This window comes from Clostridium pacaense (assembly GCF_020709765.2).
GTDB classification, from domain to species: Bacteria; Bacillota; Clostridia; order Lachnospirales; family Lachnospiraceae; genus Enterocloster; species Enterocloster hominis.
Map to the genome: position 1 here is coordinate 262,414 of NZ_JAJFEB020000002.1, position 18,125 is coordinate 280,538.

An 18,125-nucleotide genomic window follows, 5' to 3' on the forward strand; every position below is an offset into this window, starting at 1 on the left:
AGTCCTGCTTTCATTATCTGTAAAATGCAATGGGGTTGCTCTGCTTCTCATGGCCAATGGTGGTTGTCTCCCCATGTCCCGGATATACCATGGTATCGTCCGGCAGATGGAATACCTTGTTTATGATGGAATCCACAATCTGGCTGCTGCTTCCCGTTGGAAGGTCCGTCCTCCCATAGGATTCGCAGAACAGGGTGTCCCCTGCAAAGACCACCTCTTCCCCGGGAACATAGTAGCAAACCGACCCGGATGTGTGACCCGGCGTTTCTATCACCTTCCAGCAAAATCCGATTAAATCCAGCTCATCCCCGTCCTTTAACAGCACATCCGCGTGGAAGCTGGTCTGCATGCCGCCCCAGCTTCCCGACATGTTAAGTCCCCCATCCGCCAGCATGGCGTCCTCTGTCTCAGAAGCATATATCTTAATGTGGAATGTGCGCCGTAAATCCTCTGCCGCCATGATATGGTCAAAATGACCGTGGGTCAGAAGCACTGCCCTGGGTGAAATCCCCAGCTCACTGCATTTATTCAGGATATAATGTGCATTATCGGCCGGGTCTATGATTACGGCCTCCTTTGTAGTATCATGATAGACCAGGAAGCAATTGGTGCTTACCGCTCCCAGCACACATGTCTTAACACGCATATCACTCATATCGGTTCCCCTTTCCATATGGCAGCCGTCTTTGGCGGGTACGTTTCATCAGATGCCTGCCGCCGGACATATCCGGCATCACCTGGCTGTATCAGGCATCGCCGGACATATCCCCATCACCCGGCAGTACGCTCAATATCCAGCACCCCTTCAATCTGGCGTATCTTATCCGTAAGACGGTTCAGTTCCTCCGTGCCGTGGATATCAAACGTCATGATGATGGTTGCCTTGCCCTGTTTGCTGGTCCTCACATTCATGGAGGTGATGTCAATCTGTTTTTCCGTGAACACCTTGGATATATCGGCAAACATGCCAATCCTGTTATTGGCAAATATCTTAATCTCCGTGGAATACTGCTCGTTGTTGGTAGCGCCCTCGGCCATCTGCCACTCCGCGTCAATGAGCCTGCCCCGCTCATCCTCAGGCAGGTTAATCATGTTGATGCAGTCCGTGCGGTGGATGGATACGCCTCTGCCCCTGGTTACGAATCCCACGATTTCATCTCCCGGGACAGGGTTGCAGCACTTGGAAAAACGCACTGCCAGGTCATGGATGCCCTTAACCACGATGCCGCTCTTGGACTTGCGCACCGTTGCCTCGCCTGAACGTCCGGCCGTGTCCGCAATGCCGTTGAGCACATCCTCATCCGTGATCTCGCGCTTTAATTTCTTCTCGCGCTCCTCCAGCATCTTGTTAATGACCTGGCCTTCCTTCAGGCCGCCGTGCCCAATGGACGCCAGGACGGAATCCCAGTCCTTAAACGCGTAACGGTTCATGACCTTTTCCATGAACTCGGGCTTGCTTATCTCAGACCAGTTAATCCCCTTGGCCTTGCAGTAGCGCTCAATGGAATCACGGCCCCGGACGATATTGTCATCCTTCATCTGGTTCTTGAACCACTGGTTAATCTTATTCTTAGCCTGGGTGCTCTTGACAATATTCAGCCAGTCCCTGCTGGGCCCCTTGGAATTCTGGGACGTGATGATCTCCAGCTGGTCGCCGTTCTGGATTACATACTCTATGGGCACCAGCTTGCCGTTGACCCTGGCCCCCACCATCTTATTGCCCACTGCACTATGTATACAGTATGCAAAATCAATAGGAGTGGAACCGCTGGGAAGCGTCTTCACATCGCCGGATGGGGTAAAACAGTATACGCTGTCCGAAAACAGGTCCAGGTCACCCTTGACCATGCTCAGGAATTCCTTGGAATCATCCGTATCCCTCTGCCATTCCAGTATCTGGCGCAGCCAGCTGAGTTTTGCCTCCTCACTGCCTGCCGCTACCTGGCCGCTGCCGCTCTCCTTGTACTTCCAGTGGGCCGCGATACCATACTCCGCTGTCCGGTGCATCTCATAGGTGCGGATCTGGATCTCAAAGGGCTGCCCATTGCTGCCGATCAGGGTGGTGTGCAGCGACTGGTACATATTCTGCTTGGGCATGGCAATATAGTCCTTAAAACGCCCGGGGATAGGTTTATACATCTCGTGGATCACGCCCAGGGCCGCATAACAGTCCTTCACGTTATCCACCATGATCCTTACCGCAAATAAATCATATATCTGATCCAGTGTCTTATTCTGGTTCACCATTTTCTTATAGATACTGAAGAAATGCTTCACCCTTCCGCCAACCGTGGCGTCCACGCCAGCTTCCTTCATATGGTTCTTAACTTCATCCACGATTTCCTGGACAAAGGCCTCCCTGGCATCCTTGCGCAGGTCTACCTTTTCCACCAGGTCATAATAAACATCCGGTTTGAGGAATTTAAGCGACAGGTCATCCAGTTCAATCTTAATCTTGGAAATACCCAGCCTGTCGGCAATGGGCGCATATATCTCCATGGTCTCCCTGGCTTTTTCCTTCTGCTTCTCCGGCTTCCAGTACTGTCCGGTGCGCATGTTGTGCAGGCGGTCAGCCAGTTTGATGATGATGACGCGGATATCCTTTGCCATGGCAAGGAACATCTTGCGCAGGTTATCTGCCTGGATTTCCACCTTATCCTTGTCCCAGTTAAGCTGGGTCAGCTTCGTAACCCCGTCCACCAAAAATGAAACCTCGGAGCCGAACTCCTTGGTCAGCTGGTCCAGGGTCATGATTGTGTCCTCAACCACATCGTGGAGCAGCCCAGCGGCAATGGTTTCCTTATCCATCTCAAGGTCGGCCAGTACAATGGCCACACAGAGCGGATGGATGATGTACGGTTCGCCTGACTTGCGCTTCTGTTCCTTGTGCGCCTCATTGGCAATCCTGTACGCTTTTTCAATCATGGTAATATCATCGGACGGATGGTATTTACGGATGGTATTAATCAGGTCCTGATACAGTTCTTCAGGGCTTGTAAAGTCCGCCGGAGCTTCCAGTTCAATATCCAGTTTTTCTTTTGTTCCCTTTTCTGCCATATCTGCGGTCACCTTTTCCTATGGATAGTCAAGATACATTATAATTTTTTTTATGTAAAAAAGCAAGGGTAGGATGGAAAAAACCTAAGCGGGACCCTATACCGGCCCCGCTTCATCTGACTTATCATACACTGCTATCCCGTTTTTACTGCCATGCTTCACACGGTACATGGCCCTGTCCGCACGGTTAATCAGATCGTCCATGCGCTCTGTCTCCCTCTGGGCAAATGCAAGTCCCACCGATGCGTTGATCCTATGCCTTGTCCCGTCAGGCAGCTGTATGAAGGGACGCTGTTCATATCCCTCCTTTACCTTATTAAGGATGGTTTCCCGGTCGCCGTATCCGTAGAAGAAAAGTACGAATTCATCCCCTGACAGGCGCACCGCAACGCACTGTTCCGGGGCCGCCATATCAGCAAGCATGTCTGCCATGGCCTTTAAGTACCGGTCCCCCATCTCATGGCCGAAGTTATCATTGATATACTTAAGGTTATCCAGGTCACAGAACACCAGGGCATTGACCAGGTTCCTGTTATCATCCAGTATCTTCTGGCCTTCCTTTTTCAGATAAGCCGCATTATACAGCCCCGTCAGCTGGTCATGCTGGGAAATGTTCCGGAGACGCACAATCTCCTTATACGCATCCGTCTTATCTATCACCATACCGAACACGCCATTTTCCTCGGTCCTCTGACGGATGGAGACGGCGCGCCTGTTCCCGCCCTGGTCCAGGAAGGAATAGCCATCCTCCAGTTCTTCAATGCGTTCCATGCTCCCAAGGATATCCTGCCACTGCTTATAATCCATCTCCCCCACCGATTTCCTCCGGTCCGGCCGGATATCCAGAAGGTGCCAGATGGACGGGCTGAGTTTGACCTTTCCGGCTTTGTCCTGGTATTCAAAGCTTCCCACATTATCCCCTGCGGACTCCATGGCAAAGGAATATCTGGAATAACTCTGTTCCAGCTTTGCAGCCATGTCATTTAACGCCTGGTGTATCCTGTCAATCTCCACAATGCCGCTTTCCTTAAAATGAACCTCCTCCGGCTTCTGGTCCGTTATATCCTCCTGAAGCTTCTGGATTGGCTTTAACACCATCCAGATGGCGATATAGGAAAAAATCATTGCGATTATAATGGAAAACAGATATACCCCCGCCACCATGATGACCGTGGAATAAGACAGGGCCGCCAGCTCCGAATGATGGCATACGGCCGCCACATACACTGCCCCTCCGTCCATGTAGCCATAGGTCTGGAGCACGCTCCGCACCCCGTCATAGGCCGTTCCTTTATAGTTCAGGGAGATGTGGCCGGTCTTTTCATCATATGCATACCCAGTGCCCTCCATCTCCGGGTCAACGCTGTATCTGATATTCCCGTCTGAAAGCAGCAGGACAGACATACCTTTATAAGGGGGATTGTCCAGTTTGAGATATGTGTCCAGCATATTCCTGCTGATTTCCAGTCCCATAATCAGGCGGCTCCCTTTCTTTTCCTGGGTCAGTACATAATATATGCATTCATCGGTAAAGAACCAGGTTCCGCCATTACTTCTGTTATCCCAGTAATATTCTGCATCAGCCCAGTTCCCGTCCGAAAGCTTGGGCCTCCAGTTCCTGGCCAGGGCAATGGAATAGCTGCTTTTGGGGTGTCCAATCACACAGCTGATATCGCCATAAGTGGAAGAATAGATATCTGGTTCGCCATCGTGAAATACCAGCGCCTCCCGGCTGTCCAGATTAATATAAAATATCCCATCTGCCGAAGAAGCATGGTTCAGGTTATCAATCAGCCGGTTCTGGATTTCCTCCTCATCTGACATCCGTCCCAGTTCTTTCTCCATGGTATTGGACAGCAGAAGCACATTGTTCATATAACCTGACAGCAGGGAGTTCTTTTCAGACACCTGAGACTCCATTACTTTATACGGACGGTTGGCTGTCCCGGAAAATGTGCCGGTTACCACCAGGCCAATACCAAATATGACACTCTGCAGCAGGATGGCAAGTAAGATTGCATTCCGCACCCTATTGCTTAACAAATATTTCTTCATAGGACGAATCTCCATTCCAGCAGGAAAACGGGGCAGTCACTACTGTCCAAATATAGCTTCTACCTGCTCATAAAACGCCTCAGCCTTCTTGTCATATTCCATGGCTTTCGCGGCTTCCTCCATGGACATTCCCTGATCCAGATATCCAAGGAATTCTGCACGGCCCTCCTTAAGCGAACTGCTGAAACAATCATTCAGGTCATTCCTGACATCATAAGAATTCTCAAAATCAAATCCGTATACCATCTGATAGGTACTGCTCTGCTCCAGTCCAACCTCAATGCCCTTTAAGACCTTTGGGCTTTCAATGAGTTTTTCCTGGTCCTGTGTCATGGGCTCATGGTCCACCGGCATATAGGACATGGAGGAAGCCAGTTCAAATCCCCTGTCAACCGTCAGCCAGCGGATAAAGTCCATGCTGGCCCGGTTCTCTTCCTGGCTGCGGTTGAATACCACCACGCCCGCTCCCTGCTGGATGGCTGTCTCCCGGCTTCCAGCCAGCACCGGATACTTATAAACCCCGATTTCCACAGGGACCATGTTCCCGTCCCGGTCCGCAACCTCATCCGGAAAATACAGTACGCTGGAGGACGAACCCACATATCCCGCCAGTACGGACTGCTTGATATCATCACTTCTGTACTTGCCGCTGGCCCCATAATATCCCTTGGTAAAGGGAATATAATAATTCAGGAATAACCGCCTGATATAGTCTTCATTTAAATCCGCCACAAAAGCGCCGTCCTGATCGTAATGATAGATATCAGAACCCATGGCATGGTTCATGGCTATAAAATAATTAGCCAGGTTATCCAGACCGATAAAAGGGCTTCCGTCCCCGTCAACATCAGGTGTGGCGTTGTCCGTCCATTCAAAATACCCCTGGGCCATCTGCTCCAGGCCGTCCCAGTCAGACATGTCATCAATTGAATACTGCGGATTCTCGTCCAGGAACTTATCCAGGCGGGTCTGGTTCATCAACAGCAGTTCCGTGGACTTGACCAAGGGCAGTATATAAAGCTTGCCGCCGATATATCCTTCCTCCAGATATGCCTGGTTGTACCACGAAAGTTCATCCTCTGACAGGTAACCGCCGGCATCCACCAGTCTCTCCCCGTGTTTATTTACCACGCCCACAATCATATCCCTGTAGGCCAGGGACATGTTGGCCATCTCCACGTCATTGGTGGATCCATTAAGGGTCAGGTCTATCTTGTTGGTAAGGTCCCCGATGGAACCCTGGCTGGAAGCCTCCACCACAACATGCTTCTTCGCGCCCTCAGTCTCATTATATTCCTTAATCAGCTGGTCCAGATACTGCTTCTGCGCATCGTTATAATAATGCCAGAATACCAGCTTTAATTCCCCCTGCCCTGTTTCTGCCGTTTTCGGAGCATTGTCCGCCGGCACACCGCTTTTACATGCCCCCAGCATAAGGGAAATGGACATCATACATACTGCCGCTGCAATTCCTGCTTTCTTTTGTCCCATTTGGCCTACTCCTTTACTTTTTAAAAAATATTATTCTTATTGTACTACGACAGGGGGCTTTGTTCAAGGAATTATCCGTCCTTTTTTCCTGTATACAATTAAAAAAAGCCTCCCCTTTCACAGGAATAAGGCTTTTCTGTTACCGGCTATCCGTTCAGTCATCTGTCCGGTTATCCAGTCATCCGTCTATTCATCCGGTCATCCGTCTATCTTCTATTTGCCCTCATAGATGATGGAAGATTCCACATCATACCCCTTAAGGTGCTCCCTGCCCTTAAGTCCTGCCAGTTCCATGACAAAGCAGATTTTCACTACTTTGCCGCCCAGCTCCTCAATCAGCTTGATGATTGCCTCTGTTGTGCCGCCTGTGGCAATCAGGTCATCCACAATCACCACCTTCTGGCCGGGCTTGATGGAATCCTTATGCATCTCAATGGTGGCCTGGCCGTATTCCAGGTCATAATCCATGGAAATGGTCTCACAAGGAAGCTTACCCTTCTTGCGCACAGGTACAAAGCCCTTATGCTGCGCATAGGCAACCGGTACACCAAAAATAAAGCCGCGGGATTCAGGCCCCACCACCAGGTCATAATCCAGGTCCTTTACCATATCAATCAGGCTGTCCACTGCCAGGCACAGTCCGTCTGCGTCCTGCAGGATGCTGGTCACATCCCGGAAAATGATTCCCGGCTCCGGGAAATCCGGTATGCTTCTTACATACTCTTCCAACTTCTTCATTTTTGTTACCTCTCTTCCGAATTCAGTTTCTTCCATAACCATTATACTTGGTTCCCGTCAGGCTGTAAAGCCCATACTTGGGTGCCGCGGGGCGGGGCGGCCCGCCATATTATCTCCCAATTGAAACGCAAATACGATTGTCTATTGAAGGGTGCGCCTGTTTTCAGTATAATGGTACTGGAAGCTGCTTTTTTCTGCGTATTTGTGCGGGACTTTCCAGAAAGGTACGGTTAAGATCATTATGGATATAAAACATTATAAAATCACGGTCACATCAGAGGAATGCGGATACCGGCGGTCCACAGAGGACGCCGCGGACCTGACCGCCTATCTTCTCTCCCCCATGCCCCAGGCCCCGGGGCGTCTCCGCCCGGCAATCGTCATCTGCCCCGGCGGAGGTTATGGCTTCGTATCCCCCAGGGAAGACCAGCCCGTGGCCATGGAATTCCTGGCAGCCGGATACCAGGTATTCGTGCTCCACTACCATGTGGCTCCTGAAATATTTCCCCTTGCCCTCATGGAACTGGCCCGTTCCATGGCACTCATAAAGGCCCACAGCAGGGAATGGTGCATTGACAGCTCCCAAATCATCGTCTGCGGATTTTCAGCAGGAGGCCATCTGGCAGGGTGCATGGGAACCATGTGGAACCGTGAATTCCTCTATAAGCCCCTTGGCCTTACCGCTGAAGGGATACAGCCGGGAGGCATGATACTCTGTTACCCGGTGATTACATCCGGGGAATACGGACACCAGCGCTCCTTTTCCCAGCTTTTAGGCGACGGAGCAGACCAGGATCCGGCCATGCGCAGGCTGGTGTCCCTGGAGCATCAGGCAGGTCCCCACGTGCCCAGGACGTTCCTGTGGCACACCTGGACGGACCAGACCGTGCCGGTGGAAAATTCCCTGCTCTTCGCGTCCGCCCTGAGGAAAGCCGGGGTGAGTCTGGAGATGCACATTTATCCGGAAGGATGCCACGGGCTGTCCCTTGCAACGGAGGAGGTATCCGACCATACAGGAGACTGCCTGGTCCCCCACTGCCAGGGCTGGATAAACCTGGCCAGGGAATGGGTGGCACACGGTCCAAATACCGGTGAAAGGACGGAATGATATGTTAAAAGAAGAACGTCAGGCATTGATACTGAACAAACTCCACACCTCAGGCAAGGTGGTGGTCAGCCGGCTGGCAGTGGAACTCAATGTATCGGAGGACACCATCCGGCGCGACCTGTTGGATCTGGACCAGAAGGGCCAGGTAAAGCGGGTCTTCGGCGGCGCCATCCCCATGGAACGGCCGGTCATCAACTTCTTTGACCGGGAAACCACGGATGTGGAATTGAAGCAGCGCCTGTCCTCCAAGGCGCTGGACTTCCTTGAAAAGGACCAGCTGGTAGCCATTGACGGCAGCAGCACCAACCTTCAGTTTGCAAAAAGCATCCCTAATAACCTGAAGCTGACCGTGCTGACCAACAGTTACTCCATTGCCCACGCCTGTTCCATGAAGGAGCAGGTGGATGTAATCGTGCTGGGCGGCACCCTGTTAAAGGAATCCATGACCAATGTGGGCGAGATTGCCGCCAGCCAGGCAGCCCTCTACCACCCGGACCTGTGCTTCATGGGCGTTTACGCCATCCATCCCGAGTACGGGATGACCATCCCCTACCCGGATGAGGTAAGCATCAAGCGCCAGCTGATCCAGACCTCCAGAAGGGTCATCGCCCTTGTCAACCCGCTTAAGCTGAATACCGTATCCAGATACCATGTGTGCGGGATTGAGGCATTTACCACCCTGATCACGGACAGCGATGTGTCCGGGGAGATGGCGGTGGACTATCGGAATAAGGGGTTGGATTTCATATAAAAGTATATGAAATCAGGCTGCAGTATATGTAATCATACTGCAGCCTGCCTCTTTATCATGCTGATAAAACATTTCCGAAATACTCCTTCAGGCAATATCTAATCATGGAACAAAAGGGGGAATATTTCCCATTCCCGTCCATTTTTCCATAATCTGCAATTGTATCTAAAATATATGTATCATCCTGCAACAGCTCATCTTCATCAAATTCATTCTCCAGTACTGCTGTAAATGCCGCTTTCCGCTGTTCACATAATATATATGTGTTTAAATTAAGATGGTCCTTCATTGCTGTTCCACATGGATTATTGTTAAGTGCAATCATCTTTCCATTAAAATGGAATCCAAATAATGAATTGATTTCATCACTGGCAGGGGATATACAAAGTTCAAAATCATACCAATTATCTTTTTTATGATTACAATGGTCTATATCATCCTGCAGCTTTCCCAGACAGGATGCGAACATATTATCGTAGCTCAACTGTGCATTTTCACATATATCACATTCTTCCGGTGTCAATGTGCCCCTGTCCGGGTGCCTGGGCTTAAAGTGCTCTATATTACAGTCATCCAGCTTTGAAGACTTCCCAATGCGATTCTGACAGTAACAGCAGATATATCCCTGTTCCTTCACCAATTCCTTTTTTAGCAGTCCGTATTCATAGGTATTGGCCAAGTCTTCATACACAGGCTGCCTTCCATGTTCAGCCGCATATCCCGACTTCCATTTTGAAAAATGCCCTGGTTCGGCCCTCTTTTCAATCTTATGCATTCTGCCTTCTCCCCTTTTTAATCAGTATCCTGGCCCTCACTGTATCCACATTGCGGTTAATTGTACACTCATCTATTAAATCTGCCAATATTTCAGCCCTGTCAAAGTCCTTCTCTTCAATGCATCCATACATCTTATCTACATTTTCTTTAATTTCCCTGCTTACGGAATCTGTTCCCAAGGCATCCTCCAGCACAGTATTGGAATCCACTCCATATAAAGCCGGAATTAACTCACATTTGATTACATCTTTATTTTTTGCTAATGAGAATATGTTAAAATCATCACCTATTTCCCCCAGTACCTGAGGAGAATGTGTGGTAATAACGAACTGTATATTAGGGAAGATTTCTTTTAACACATTAATGACTTTCCGCTGCCATGACGTGTGCATATGCAGTTCCACTTCATCAATAAGAACCACTCCACTTCCCAAAAGGGGATTAGCCAATGATGGATTAGCCAATGCCAGCCTTCTGGCCAAGTCGCCAAATAATGCCAATGTGCACTTTTCCCCATCCGAAAGCTGCAGGATATCCAGTACTTCCTCCTCCTTTGTTATTCTCATTGAATAAGGCCTTGCTGCAATATGGATATCCCCATATCCGTCCAGCATTGCCAGCATTGCTTTCTTTACTGCCTTCAATGACTTATCCTCATACTCCGGATTCCGCTTCTGCTCCTGCGTCTCATAAAGTTCCTGCTCCAAAAACCATTCAAACAGTTTTCCAAAAGCAATCTGGCTTTCAATTGCACGTTCAAAGGCTGAATACTGATTAAAACCTTCCCCTTTTCTGATTCTTAACGGTGTTTTTATAACCAGACGGTTAACCCCATAATTCACAAAAATAGGACAGTTAAAATCCGGATTAAGCTGCAATAGGTTATTGTCCTCATCTACCACACTATCCCCAATATATAATTCATCGAAATGATTTACTAATGCCTCTAACTGATCCAAGTTATGGATTCTCTTATTATCATGTGTAATTTTTCGGTAATAATGATATCTGTCCGTATCATTCCCAAATATAAAATCTGCCGCTAAGGTTGCAGACGCCTTCCCACATTTTATATCTGTTAACTCCAGATTAACAGACTGTTTAAATCTCTGTTTTACAATTCGGTTAATAATGTTCGCATATAACAGGTTGATTGCAGACAAAACCGTTGATTTGCCCACACCATTAATCCCCAAAAAAATAGAACTTCTTCCATTTAAATCTAATTCCAAATCCCTAACTCCACGAAAGTCTTTTAAAATCAGTTTATCTATCTTCATACCTGCTCCTTCAACCAAACCACATGTCACTGAAATTATTCCATATTACCATATAATTTATACCGTCATGCCTTCTATCACATAAAAAGTATATCATAGACATACCTCAAAATCCAACTCAAACTTACCTATATCCTCATGATATTTACAAGCATACTAGCGATTTGAAATCGTTTATTCCGTCCCATCATGCCATTATGCCGAAGTTTGCGTTACTTATGCGGTATTTTCTTTTCCTTTTACGTGTTCATTCAGCGTGAATATATAAAAATCGCATACTAACGCATTTTTTTGCATTATTTTGCTTGACATCATATATATATGCGCTATAATACACTTAGAAAACAATTGGAGAAGGGCAGGGACACTGTCCGGGATATTTTAGGAGGGTAATTACTATGAAATTTTTTGTTGACACAGCCAATGTAGAAGACATCAGAAAAGCAAACGACATGGGCGTCATCTGCGGCGTAACCACCAACCCATCCCTGATTGCCAAAGAAGGCAGGGATTTTGCAGAAGTGATTAAGGAAATCACCTCCATCGTGGACGGACCAATCAGCGGCGAGGTTAAGGCAACCACCGTTGATGCCGAGGGCATGATTAAGGAAGGCCGTGAGATTGCCGCCATCCATCCCAACATGGTTGTTAAGATTCCTATGACCGTTGAAGGCTTAAAGGCTTGCAAGGTGCTGACAGCAGAAGGCATCAAGACCAATGTGACACTGGTATTTACCGCTGCCCAGGCCCTCTTAGCCGCACGTGCAGGCGCTTCCTACGTATCCCCGTTCTTGGGCCGTCTGGATGACATCTCCATGCCGGGAATCGACTTAATCTACGACATAACCGAGATTTTCCAGATGCACAACATCGAGACTGAGATCATCGCAGCCAGCGTGCGCAACCCAATCCACGTAATTGACTGTGCCAAGGCAGGCGCCGACATTGCCACTGTTCCTTATAAGGTAATTGAGCAGATGACAAAGCATCCTTTAACCGACCAGGGAATCGAGAAGTTCCAGGCTGATTACAGGGCTGTGTTTGGGGAATAATTGAATAAGAGTCCATATAAAAACGCTGACGGCTATCTGTACAAGCCTTTGGCGTTTTTATTATCTCTTCGTTTCCCGTTCATACATATTATCCCCCATTCCCGAAAATGGTAAGGTGTGTTTCTGCCGCTAAGGGAGTTGTTGCTTGTTCCCTATACTCATATGGCATTACCTCCTTCTGCCTTCCTAAGTAGATTCCACCGGAATTTTTATGGTAAAAGCCGAGAAAAATTCAAAAAATAAGGCCAGCAGGTTTCCATTCCCACAGGTCATGTAAAGTCCTCTTATTGCTGGCATTTCCAAGCCGCCATATGATGTTTTTTTAATCGCTCCACAATCGCTGCATCCTCAAATAACAATTCCGGCACGTATTCCTTTGCAATAAAACGTTCTATGTATTCTTTTTCTTTATCCGTCATCTGCATCAACTCTTTAATATAGGCCTTCGCCTGTTGTTTTCTCTCTTCCAGCATAAAGTTATCCTTCTTTCTGAGAACCGGAAACAAATCTCTTCGAATCTTATCAAATTTCAAAGAGTCAATTGCTGATGTATCAAAATCTTTATTTACTGTTTCCACAGATATTGTCGCATAAAAGGCAAAGCATTTACGAAATATGTCCTTATCATTTTCAAACATATTCCCTGCAATCAGATTTCCCCAATCGTACAAGTCTCTAGCTGCAGCCCTGCTGATGAGTGCATTTCCCTTTGCTGCAAATATCTCCATTGGCGCAACCATGCGAATAAGCATACCATCATTAAAAGCCTCTGGAAGAATAGGTTTCCTTACCGGCTCCAATATATGCGCCCGTAAGGAATAATTCAATTCTATCTTAAGCATATCCCTATTCCCACCGGAATTCTGATACTGATAATAAAACGCATCCAGACTGTAAGTAAATCTTGAACCACTTGACAGATGATAACCCTCTGCCTGCATATAGTCCTTAATCAACTTAGTTATCTTCTCCCTGGCTTCAAGCATATCCTTTTTTATATCATTAGGCGTATAGTCCATGTCAATGTCCACAGATAATCGCGGAAGATTGAATATCGTCAGGTTAATCGCTGTCCCACCTTTTAAAAGCAGATGCTCCTTTAAATATTCTTCTTCATTCATATACTTCAGGATTTCCTTCAAACGAAGCACTTTTTCAAAAGTATCCCTTACAAATCCATATTGCTGTGCCACGCGCCCAATTTCCATTTTATTATATATCGGCATCAATCATTCCCCCATTCTTCATATCATGCAATTCAATTGGAACAATCAATTTCCAAATATCATCATATCGCCCGCCCTCTTGATTGCGCGTCAAATAGCGCTTACTCTTTCCTATTTGCTTTTTACAGCTTTCAAAAAAATCATTTGAAAGTCCCATCTTTTCCTTGTGCTCCCAAAGTAAATATCCAAGCTTCTGGTATAAAAACTGATTTTGATATAACTCTAAGTACTTCAGCAGCCTTTTTTCCTGCATTCGCTGAACACTTTCAATGTCCTGCACTACCTCTTCAATTCCGGCAATCTTATCCATATCCTTTATGCTGTCTACTATTGTACGTTCCATGTCCGTAACAGCAATTCCACCACTATACGGAGGATTTTCGATTCCTTCAGGGTTTTTGGAAGCAATATACCGATAAGTGTAACCATCAAACGTAAAATCCCGGAAGCTGGTTTCTGAAGAAACATATACATCATAAAAGACCTGATCCGTTATTCCGTAGTACTCCATAGCAGTATGATGGGAAATATAGGAAGTTGGTGTAATATGACTTGCAATCTGAAAACGGTCTGCCACAGGTGCACCTGTTTCTCCACTAATGCAGGTATACATGTTATTTCGGATTTTTTCTACCATTCCTTCCTTCCTTAAACGTTTTATTGCAGAACGGGCACTATCCTTATTATTATAGAAGGCATCTACATCTTCGACTGTAAATACAGGCATCTTGAGTAATTCAAAGTATAGCTTCATAGTCCACCTCTATTTATTATTATTTCAATTTGGTTTTTATACAAACTATTTTATTATATTTTTAAACCAATAGTACATCAATATCTGTAACTTGTCAAGTTTATTATTTTGTCAATATAGCTTATATCCAAACCATTTTGTCTGCATTTTAATATGACATCCCTATTAGGAAATACCTCCTTTTAGACATATTCCTATTCTTTCCTTACAAGAAAGAATGAATTACACAACAAAAAACTTGCCAAAGATTTTCTCTCTGGCAAGTATAAAATATTATAAAACATTTAATATCAAGCACGATTGTTCCATCCAGGGAAATCCATCCCTCTCTTTTATTCTGGTAGGATTTCAAAAGCCTCCGCTAAGCAGCGCCCTATACCGCAATCCCAAGCACCCCAACATAGTATCCTATAATACCCACCAGCATGAGTATCAGCACAACCAGGACAGGAGATACCTTTTTCTTAAGCAGCATCCAGGTGCCGATTATCAGGCCGAAAGGAAGCATATTGGGCAGAAGGCCGTTAAGTACATCCTGGAAGATAACCGTTGTCTGGCCCACGGTAATCTGAAGAGGCACATACACCAGTACCTTCTGGGCGCCCATTGCGCCGATTACCATCAGGCCAAGGATTCCGAACGCGTCCGTAAGGCGTGTGATGGAGCCAGAGCCTTCTCCCAGGATATTCATGACGGACACGCTTCCCTGCTTATAACCCATCTGATACAGGTTGTAGCCCAGCACCAGCATGATTCCGGTAAAGATTACGAAAAACAGGATTGGGCCTGAGAAGTTGCCCTTCAGGGCCAGGGCGCATCCAAGGGATACCGCGATTGGATAGATGATGCCGCCTGCAAGGCTGTCCCCGACCCCGGCCAGCGGTCCCATGAGGCCCGTCCTCAGTCCGTTAATCATCTCATCCGATATATCCGCGCCATTGGCCCGCTCTTCCTCAAGGGAAGCACAGATGCCGGGAATCACGTTGCCGATAAAGGACGGCTCCGTGTTAAAGAATACCAGGTAGCGTTTTAATGCGGCCTTGATGTCCTCAGGGTCCGTGTAAAGCCGTTTAATCACAGGAAGCATGGCCAGCACATTGCCGGATGCCTGCATTCTTTCATAGTTATATCCAACTTCTGCGCCAAGTCCGATGAGCCAGTGTTTCACCAGATCTGATTTGCGCAGCCTGATTTTCAATTCCTGTTTTGGTGCTTCCTCCACAGCCTCCACATATTCCTCTGCCGCTTTTTCCGTAGACGCATAGTAGACAATCACTGCCACACACGCCCCAAGGATGGCCACAGCCATGATTCCAAGGTCCAGGAAGGTGGTAAGGAAAAATCCGATTACGAAGTAGGGAATCATTTTTTTCTTGCCCAGATAGTTAAGCAGCATGGCAACGCCAAGTGCGGGAAGCAGGTTGCCGGTCACGCTCAGCGCATTGACAAATCCCTGGGGAATCTGGCCCAGCAGACGGTTGAAGAAATCCCCGCCTAAAAACATAAGGATGAAAGCAGGGGTTCCATTGACCACAAGGGACGTAAGCTGGGGGAACAGCCATGCATTAAAGAATATCTTGTTCAGTTCACCCTTTTCAGCATTTGCATCCAGACGGTGTACCCAGAACACATTCAGTGTCATCTGAAGGTTCCACAGCAGCACGCCTAAAAGCCCGATGGGGATGGCCAGCGTGATGGCCAGCTCCGGCGTTGCCTTGGCCAGTATGGTAATGGCGGTCCCGTACACGCCTGCGATACCGATGTTGGACGGCATGGTGCCGCCTGCGGAAATCCAGCCTATGTAAGCCAGGTTAATGGTTGCCCCTGCCATAAGGCCCAGGAGCGGGTCCCCCAGTATCAGTCCCACCACGGTACCGTTAATAAGCGGATAACAGAAAGGCCAGGTGATGGGGCTCCAGACCCTGCCGCTGGCCAGGTTGGCCGCAATTGCAATTAATAAAGCTTGGATAATGATCATACTCGTAACCTCCTTCTTTTGTCATGTCAACAAAAATCTCCCAATGTATACAGTGCTTTGCCCGGTCCGGACAGCCACTCTGCTCCCTGCCCCGTTACCAGCGCCTCATCCTCCATACGGAAGGATATCCATATCGTTCCCGCCCCCTTTTCCAAATCATATGGATAAACCCCGTTCTCCAGGGCAAAGACCATTCCCGGCCGCACGATCTCGCAGCAGTCGTCGCTGATATTGGGATACTCCGTCACGTTCAATCCGGTGGAATGTCCGCTGGAATGTACCACCTGGCTTCCATACCTGGATTTTCTCAGATACCCCTCTATTTCCTTATTAATATCCGATACTGGAATTCCCGGCTTTAATATGCGGAAGCCGGCATGCACACATTCCCTGGCTGTTTCCGCCATCTCCACATACTGCTCCGGGGCCGTATGTCCCAGATACATTACCCGGGTCAGGTCAGAAGCATATCCGTCAATATGGCCGCTGATATCCACAAGCACGATATCCCCGTGGTCAACAATCCGGTCCGTGGCATAGCTGTTGAAGGTATGGTACTTATCCCTGCCTGAATTCACGGTGAGATATGAAATCTTATCCACTCCCCCCGCCGTCATGCGGCTGGCTATGCCTCTTGCAATCTCCTTTTCCGTTGTAATACCGGGACGGATCTGGCTGAAGGTATCCCGGATTGCCTGTTCCGTCACGTATCCTGCTGTCCGTATCCGGTCAATCTCCCATCCTGTTTTTACCATACGGGCTTTCTGGATTGCCACGGTCCCATCCACAAAGCGCAGGCCGTCAAAGGCATCCACCAGCTCCTTTAAAATATTGAGGGACCAGAAATAATGCTGCCCGTCCCCGGCTTCCAGCCCAACCGTCTTAACCGGGTAATCCAGGCTGGATATGAACTGTCTCATGGCATCAACCGGTCCTTCGGAATTAAGGGGTCCCAGATTCCTGGATTTTGTACCAGCCGCATAAATGGCGGGACACCATGCCACATTCCTGACCGTTGACTTTTCCAGTATCCGTAAGGAAATAGCCGGCTCCCCTTTCTTAGGGACAAATACCAGCACGGGCCGGAACAGGCTGGAGGTATACCACGAACGGTACGCCGTGGAATAAAATATATTTTCAGGGGATGACAGCAGAAGCATATCTAGCCCCTCTGCCTCCATCTCCTTTTGAAGCTTTTTTACATGGGCTTCATATTCCTCTCTGGGAAAGGATTTTAAGTAATCCGGAAATTCATTCATAATCTGCTCCTTCCATCTTTCTTATATGGTTGACTCCTCTTACCGGACTCTGTTTCAGGCATCCTGTCTCAGACACCCTGTTTCAGACACCCTGTTTCAGACACCCTGTTTCAGGATAAGAGTTTCCTTATGTTGACCTCCTTCTCACTTGGCACCAGCTGGTAATAAATCTCCACCCCGCTGTCAATGATCCTCCTGAAGCACTCCGTCTCATCCTCATTGGCGGAAACATTTTTATTAAATGTCTTCCTGCCGGGCTTTGCCCCCATCCCTCCAAGGATGATCTTGTCAAATCCCACGCCTGACTGAAGCAGACGTTCCAGTACCTGCGGCACCTTTACAAGTACCATGATATGTTCCTTGGCCAGGGGCGCCTCCTTCAGAAAGCCTTTTGCATGCTCCTGATCCATGATCATGACCTCCACGCCCACGGGCGCAGCTGCCTTATAAATCCGCTCCATCAGTTTGTTCCTGGACAGCTCGTCATCAATAATAAGGATTTTATTGATGGGATATTGTTTAATCCATGCAGTCACCACCTGCCCGTGGATTAAACGGTCGTCAATCCTGGTTACTAAAATATTCTTCATAAAAACCTT

General features: G+C 47.8%; 15 protein-coding genes. 3 read left to right on the forward strand and 12 right to left on the reverse strand.

Annotated elements, in window-relative coordinates; translation table 11 throughout:
- Positions 1-13: 13 nt before the first annotated feature.
- The 5 genes from LK536_RS34775 to LK536_RS34795 form a co-directional block, all read right to left on the reverse strand.
- A complete protein-coding gene (locus LK536_RS34775; protein WP_008723701.1) occupies positions 14-655 on the reverse strand; it encodes an MBL fold metallo-hydrolase in 642 nt (213 codons plus the stop codon).
- A 116-nt stretch (positions 656-771) separates the two neighbouring features.
- Complete coding sequence (locus tag LK536_RS34780; protein ID WP_025484401.1) at positions 772-3,057, reverse strand: RelA/SpoT family protein; 2,286 nt, start codon at positions 3,055-3,057, stop codon at positions 772-774.
- Positions 3,058-3,153: 96 nt separating this feature from the next.
- The gene (locus LK536_RS34785) at positions 3,154-5,112 is read right to left on the reverse strand and encodes a sensor domain-containing diguanylate cyclase (RefSeq protein WP_227794625.1); all 1,959 of its coding nucleotides are present in this window, start codon (positions 5,110-5,112) and stop codon (positions 3,154-3,156) included.
- A gap of 39 nt (positions 5,113-5,151) precedes the next feature.
- Entirely contained in the window at positions 5,152-6,603 is a 1,452-nt protein-coding gene (locus LK536_RS34790; protein WP_120058466.1) for an extracellular solute-binding protein, read from the reverse strand.
- A 213-nt stretch (positions 6,604-6,816) separates the two neighbouring features.
- Positions 6,817-7,341 (reverse strand): adenine phosphoribosyltransferase, encoded by a 525-nt coding sequence (locus tag LK536_RS34795; RefSeq protein ID WP_008723691.1) that lies wholly within the window; start codon positions 7,339-7,341, stop codon positions 6,817-6,819.
- Between the two features lie 241 nt (positions 7,342-7,582).
- Between LK536_RS34795 and LK536_RS34800 the strand changes: the two genes are divergently transcribed.
- Together LK536_RS34800 and LK536_RS34805 are read left to right on the forward strand one after the other, a co-directional pair.
- On the forward strand, positions 7,583-8,449 hold the full coding sequence (locus tag LK536_RS34800) for an alpha/beta hydrolase (RefSeq protein WP_227794626.1): 867 nt from the start codon (positions 7,583-7,585) through the stop codon (positions 8,447-8,449).
- A 1-nt stretch (position 8,450) separates the two neighbouring features.
- Complete coding sequence (locus LK536_RS34805) at positions 8,451-9,200, forward strand: DeoR/GlpR family DNA-binding transcription regulator (protein WP_008723686.1); 750 nt, start codon at positions 8,451-8,453, stop codon at positions 9,198-9,200.
- 55 nt (positions 9,201-9,255) lie between these two features.
- On the opposite strand, the gene LK536_RS34810 is transcribed toward LK536_RS34805, so the two are convergent.
- Together LK536_RS34810 and LK536_RS34815 are read right to left on the reverse strand one after the other, a co-directional pair.
- Positions 9,256-9,840, reverse strand: coding sequence for an HNH endonuclease family protein (locus tag LK536_RS34810; RefSeq protein WP_506092083.1), 585 nt, complete (start codon positions 9,838-9,840; stop codon positions 9,256-9,258).
- A 127-nt stretch (positions 9,841-9,967) separates the two neighbouring features.
- Positions 9,968-11,257: an AAA family ATPase gene (locus tag LK536_RS34815; protein WP_227794627.1), complete on the reverse strand. Its 1,290-nt coding sequence runs from the start codon at positions 11,255-11,257 to the stop codon at positions 9,968-9,970.
- A gap of 398 nt (positions 11,258-11,655) precedes the next feature.
- Between LK536_RS34815 and fsa the strand changes: the two genes are divergently transcribed.
- Positions 11,656-12,309, forward strand: a complete 654-nt coding sequence (gene fsa / locus LK536_RS34820; RefSeq protein WP_008723684.1) for a fructose-6-phosphate aldolase — start codon at positions 11,656-11,658, stop codon at positions 12,307-12,309.
- Positions 12,310-12,593: 284 nt separating this feature from the next.
- Here fsa and LK536_RS34825 read toward each other — a convergent pair whose 3' ends face one another.
- From LK536_RS34825 to LK536_RS34845, 5 genes are all read right to left on the reverse strand, one after another.
- Positions 12,594-13,535 carry a nucleotidyl transferase AbiEii/AbiGii toxin family protein gene (locus LK536_RS34825; RefSeq protein WP_227794628.1) on the reverse strand — a complete coding sequence of 314 codons (942 nt, stop codon included), beginning with the start codon at positions 13,533-13,535 and terminating at the stop codon, positions 12,594-12,596.
- Positions 13,522-14,289, reverse strand: coding sequence for a type IV toxin-antitoxin system AbiEi family antitoxin domain-containing protein (locus tag LK536_RS34830; protein ID WP_227794629.1), 768 nt, complete (start codon positions 14,287-14,289; stop codon positions 13,522-13,524). Before LK536_RS34830 ends, LK536_RS34825 begins: the two co-directional genes overlap by 14 nt.
- A 373-nt stretch (positions 14,290-14,662) precedes the next feature.
- Complete coding sequence (locus tag LK536_RS34835) at positions 14,663-16,267, reverse strand: PTS system mannose/fructose/sorbose family transporter subunit IID (RefSeq protein WP_051400611.1); 1,605 nt, start codon at positions 16,265-16,267, stop codon at positions 14,663-14,665.
- A gap of 26 nt (positions 16,268-16,293) precedes the next feature.
- Positions 16,294-17,526, reverse strand: coding sequence for a M24 family metallopeptidase (locus LK536_RS34840; RefSeq protein ID WP_120058464.1), 1,233 nt, complete (start codon positions 17,524-17,526; stop codon positions 16,294-16,296).
- Between the two features lie 110 nt (positions 17,527-17,636).
- Positions 17,637-18,116: a PTS sugar transporter subunit IIB gene (locus LK536_RS34845; protein ID WP_025484408.1), complete on the reverse strand. Its 480-nt coding sequence runs from the start codon at positions 18,114-18,116 to the stop codon at positions 17,637-17,639.
- Between the last annotated feature and the right edge of the window lie 9 nt (positions 18,117-18,125).

Bases quoted from the DNA above. Each gene is read 5' to 3' on its own strand.
- LK536_RS34800 (WP_227794626.1), top strand. From the start codon at position 7,583: ATGGATATAAAACATTATAAAATCACGGTCACATCAGAGGAATGCGGA.
- fsa (WP_008723684.1), top strand. From the start codon at position 11,656: ATGAAATTTTTTGTTGACACAGCCAATGTAGAAGACATCAGAAAAGCA.
- LK536_RS34840 (WP_120058464.1), bottom strand. From the start codon at position 17,526: ATGAATGAATTTCCGGATTACTTAAAATCCTTTCCCAGAGAGGAATAT.
- LK536_RS34780 (WP_025484401.1), bottom strand. From the start codon at position 3,057: ATGGCAGAAAAGGGAACAAAAGAAAAACTGGATATTGAACTGGAAGCT.
- LK536_RS34785 (WP_227794625.1), bottom strand. From the start codon at position 5,112: ATGAAGAAATATTTGTTAAGCAATAGGGTGCGGAATGCAATCTTACTT.
- LK536_RS34795 (WP_008723691.1), bottom strand. From the start codon at position 7,341: ATGAAGAAGTTGGAAGAGTATGTAAGAAGCATACCGGATTTCCCGGAG.
- LK536_RS34845 (WP_025484408.1), bottom strand. From the start codon at position 18,116: ATGAAGAATATTTTAGTAACCAGGATTGACGACCGTTTAATCCACGGG.
- LK536_RS34790 (WP_120058466.1), bottom strand. From the start codon at position 6,603: ATGGGACAAAAGAAAGCAGGAATTGCAGCGGCAGTATGTATGATGTCC.
- LK536_RS34775 (WP_008723701.1), bottom strand. From the start codon at position 655: ATGAGTGATATGCGTGTTAAGACATGTGTGCTGGGAGCGGTAAGCACC.
- LK536_RS34830 (WP_227794629.1), bottom strand. From the start codon at position 14,289: ATGAAGCTATACTTTGAATTACTCAAGATGCCTGTATTTACAGTCGAA.
- LK536_RS34805 (WP_008723686.1), top strand. From the start codon at position 8,451: ATGTTAAAAGAAGAACGTCAGGCATTGATACTGAACAAACTCCACACC.
- LK536_RS34835 (WP_051400611.1), bottom strand. From the start codon at position 16,267: ATGATCATTATCCAAGCTTTATTAATTGCAATTGCGGCCAACCTGGCC.
- LK536_RS34815 (WP_227794627.1), bottom strand. From the start codon at position 11,257: ATGAAGATAGATAAACTGATTTTAAAAGACTTTCGTGGAGTTAGGGAT.
- LK536_RS34825 (WP_227794628.1), bottom strand. From the start codon at position 13,535: ATGCCGATATATAATAAAATGGAAATTGGGCGCGTGGCACAGCAATAT.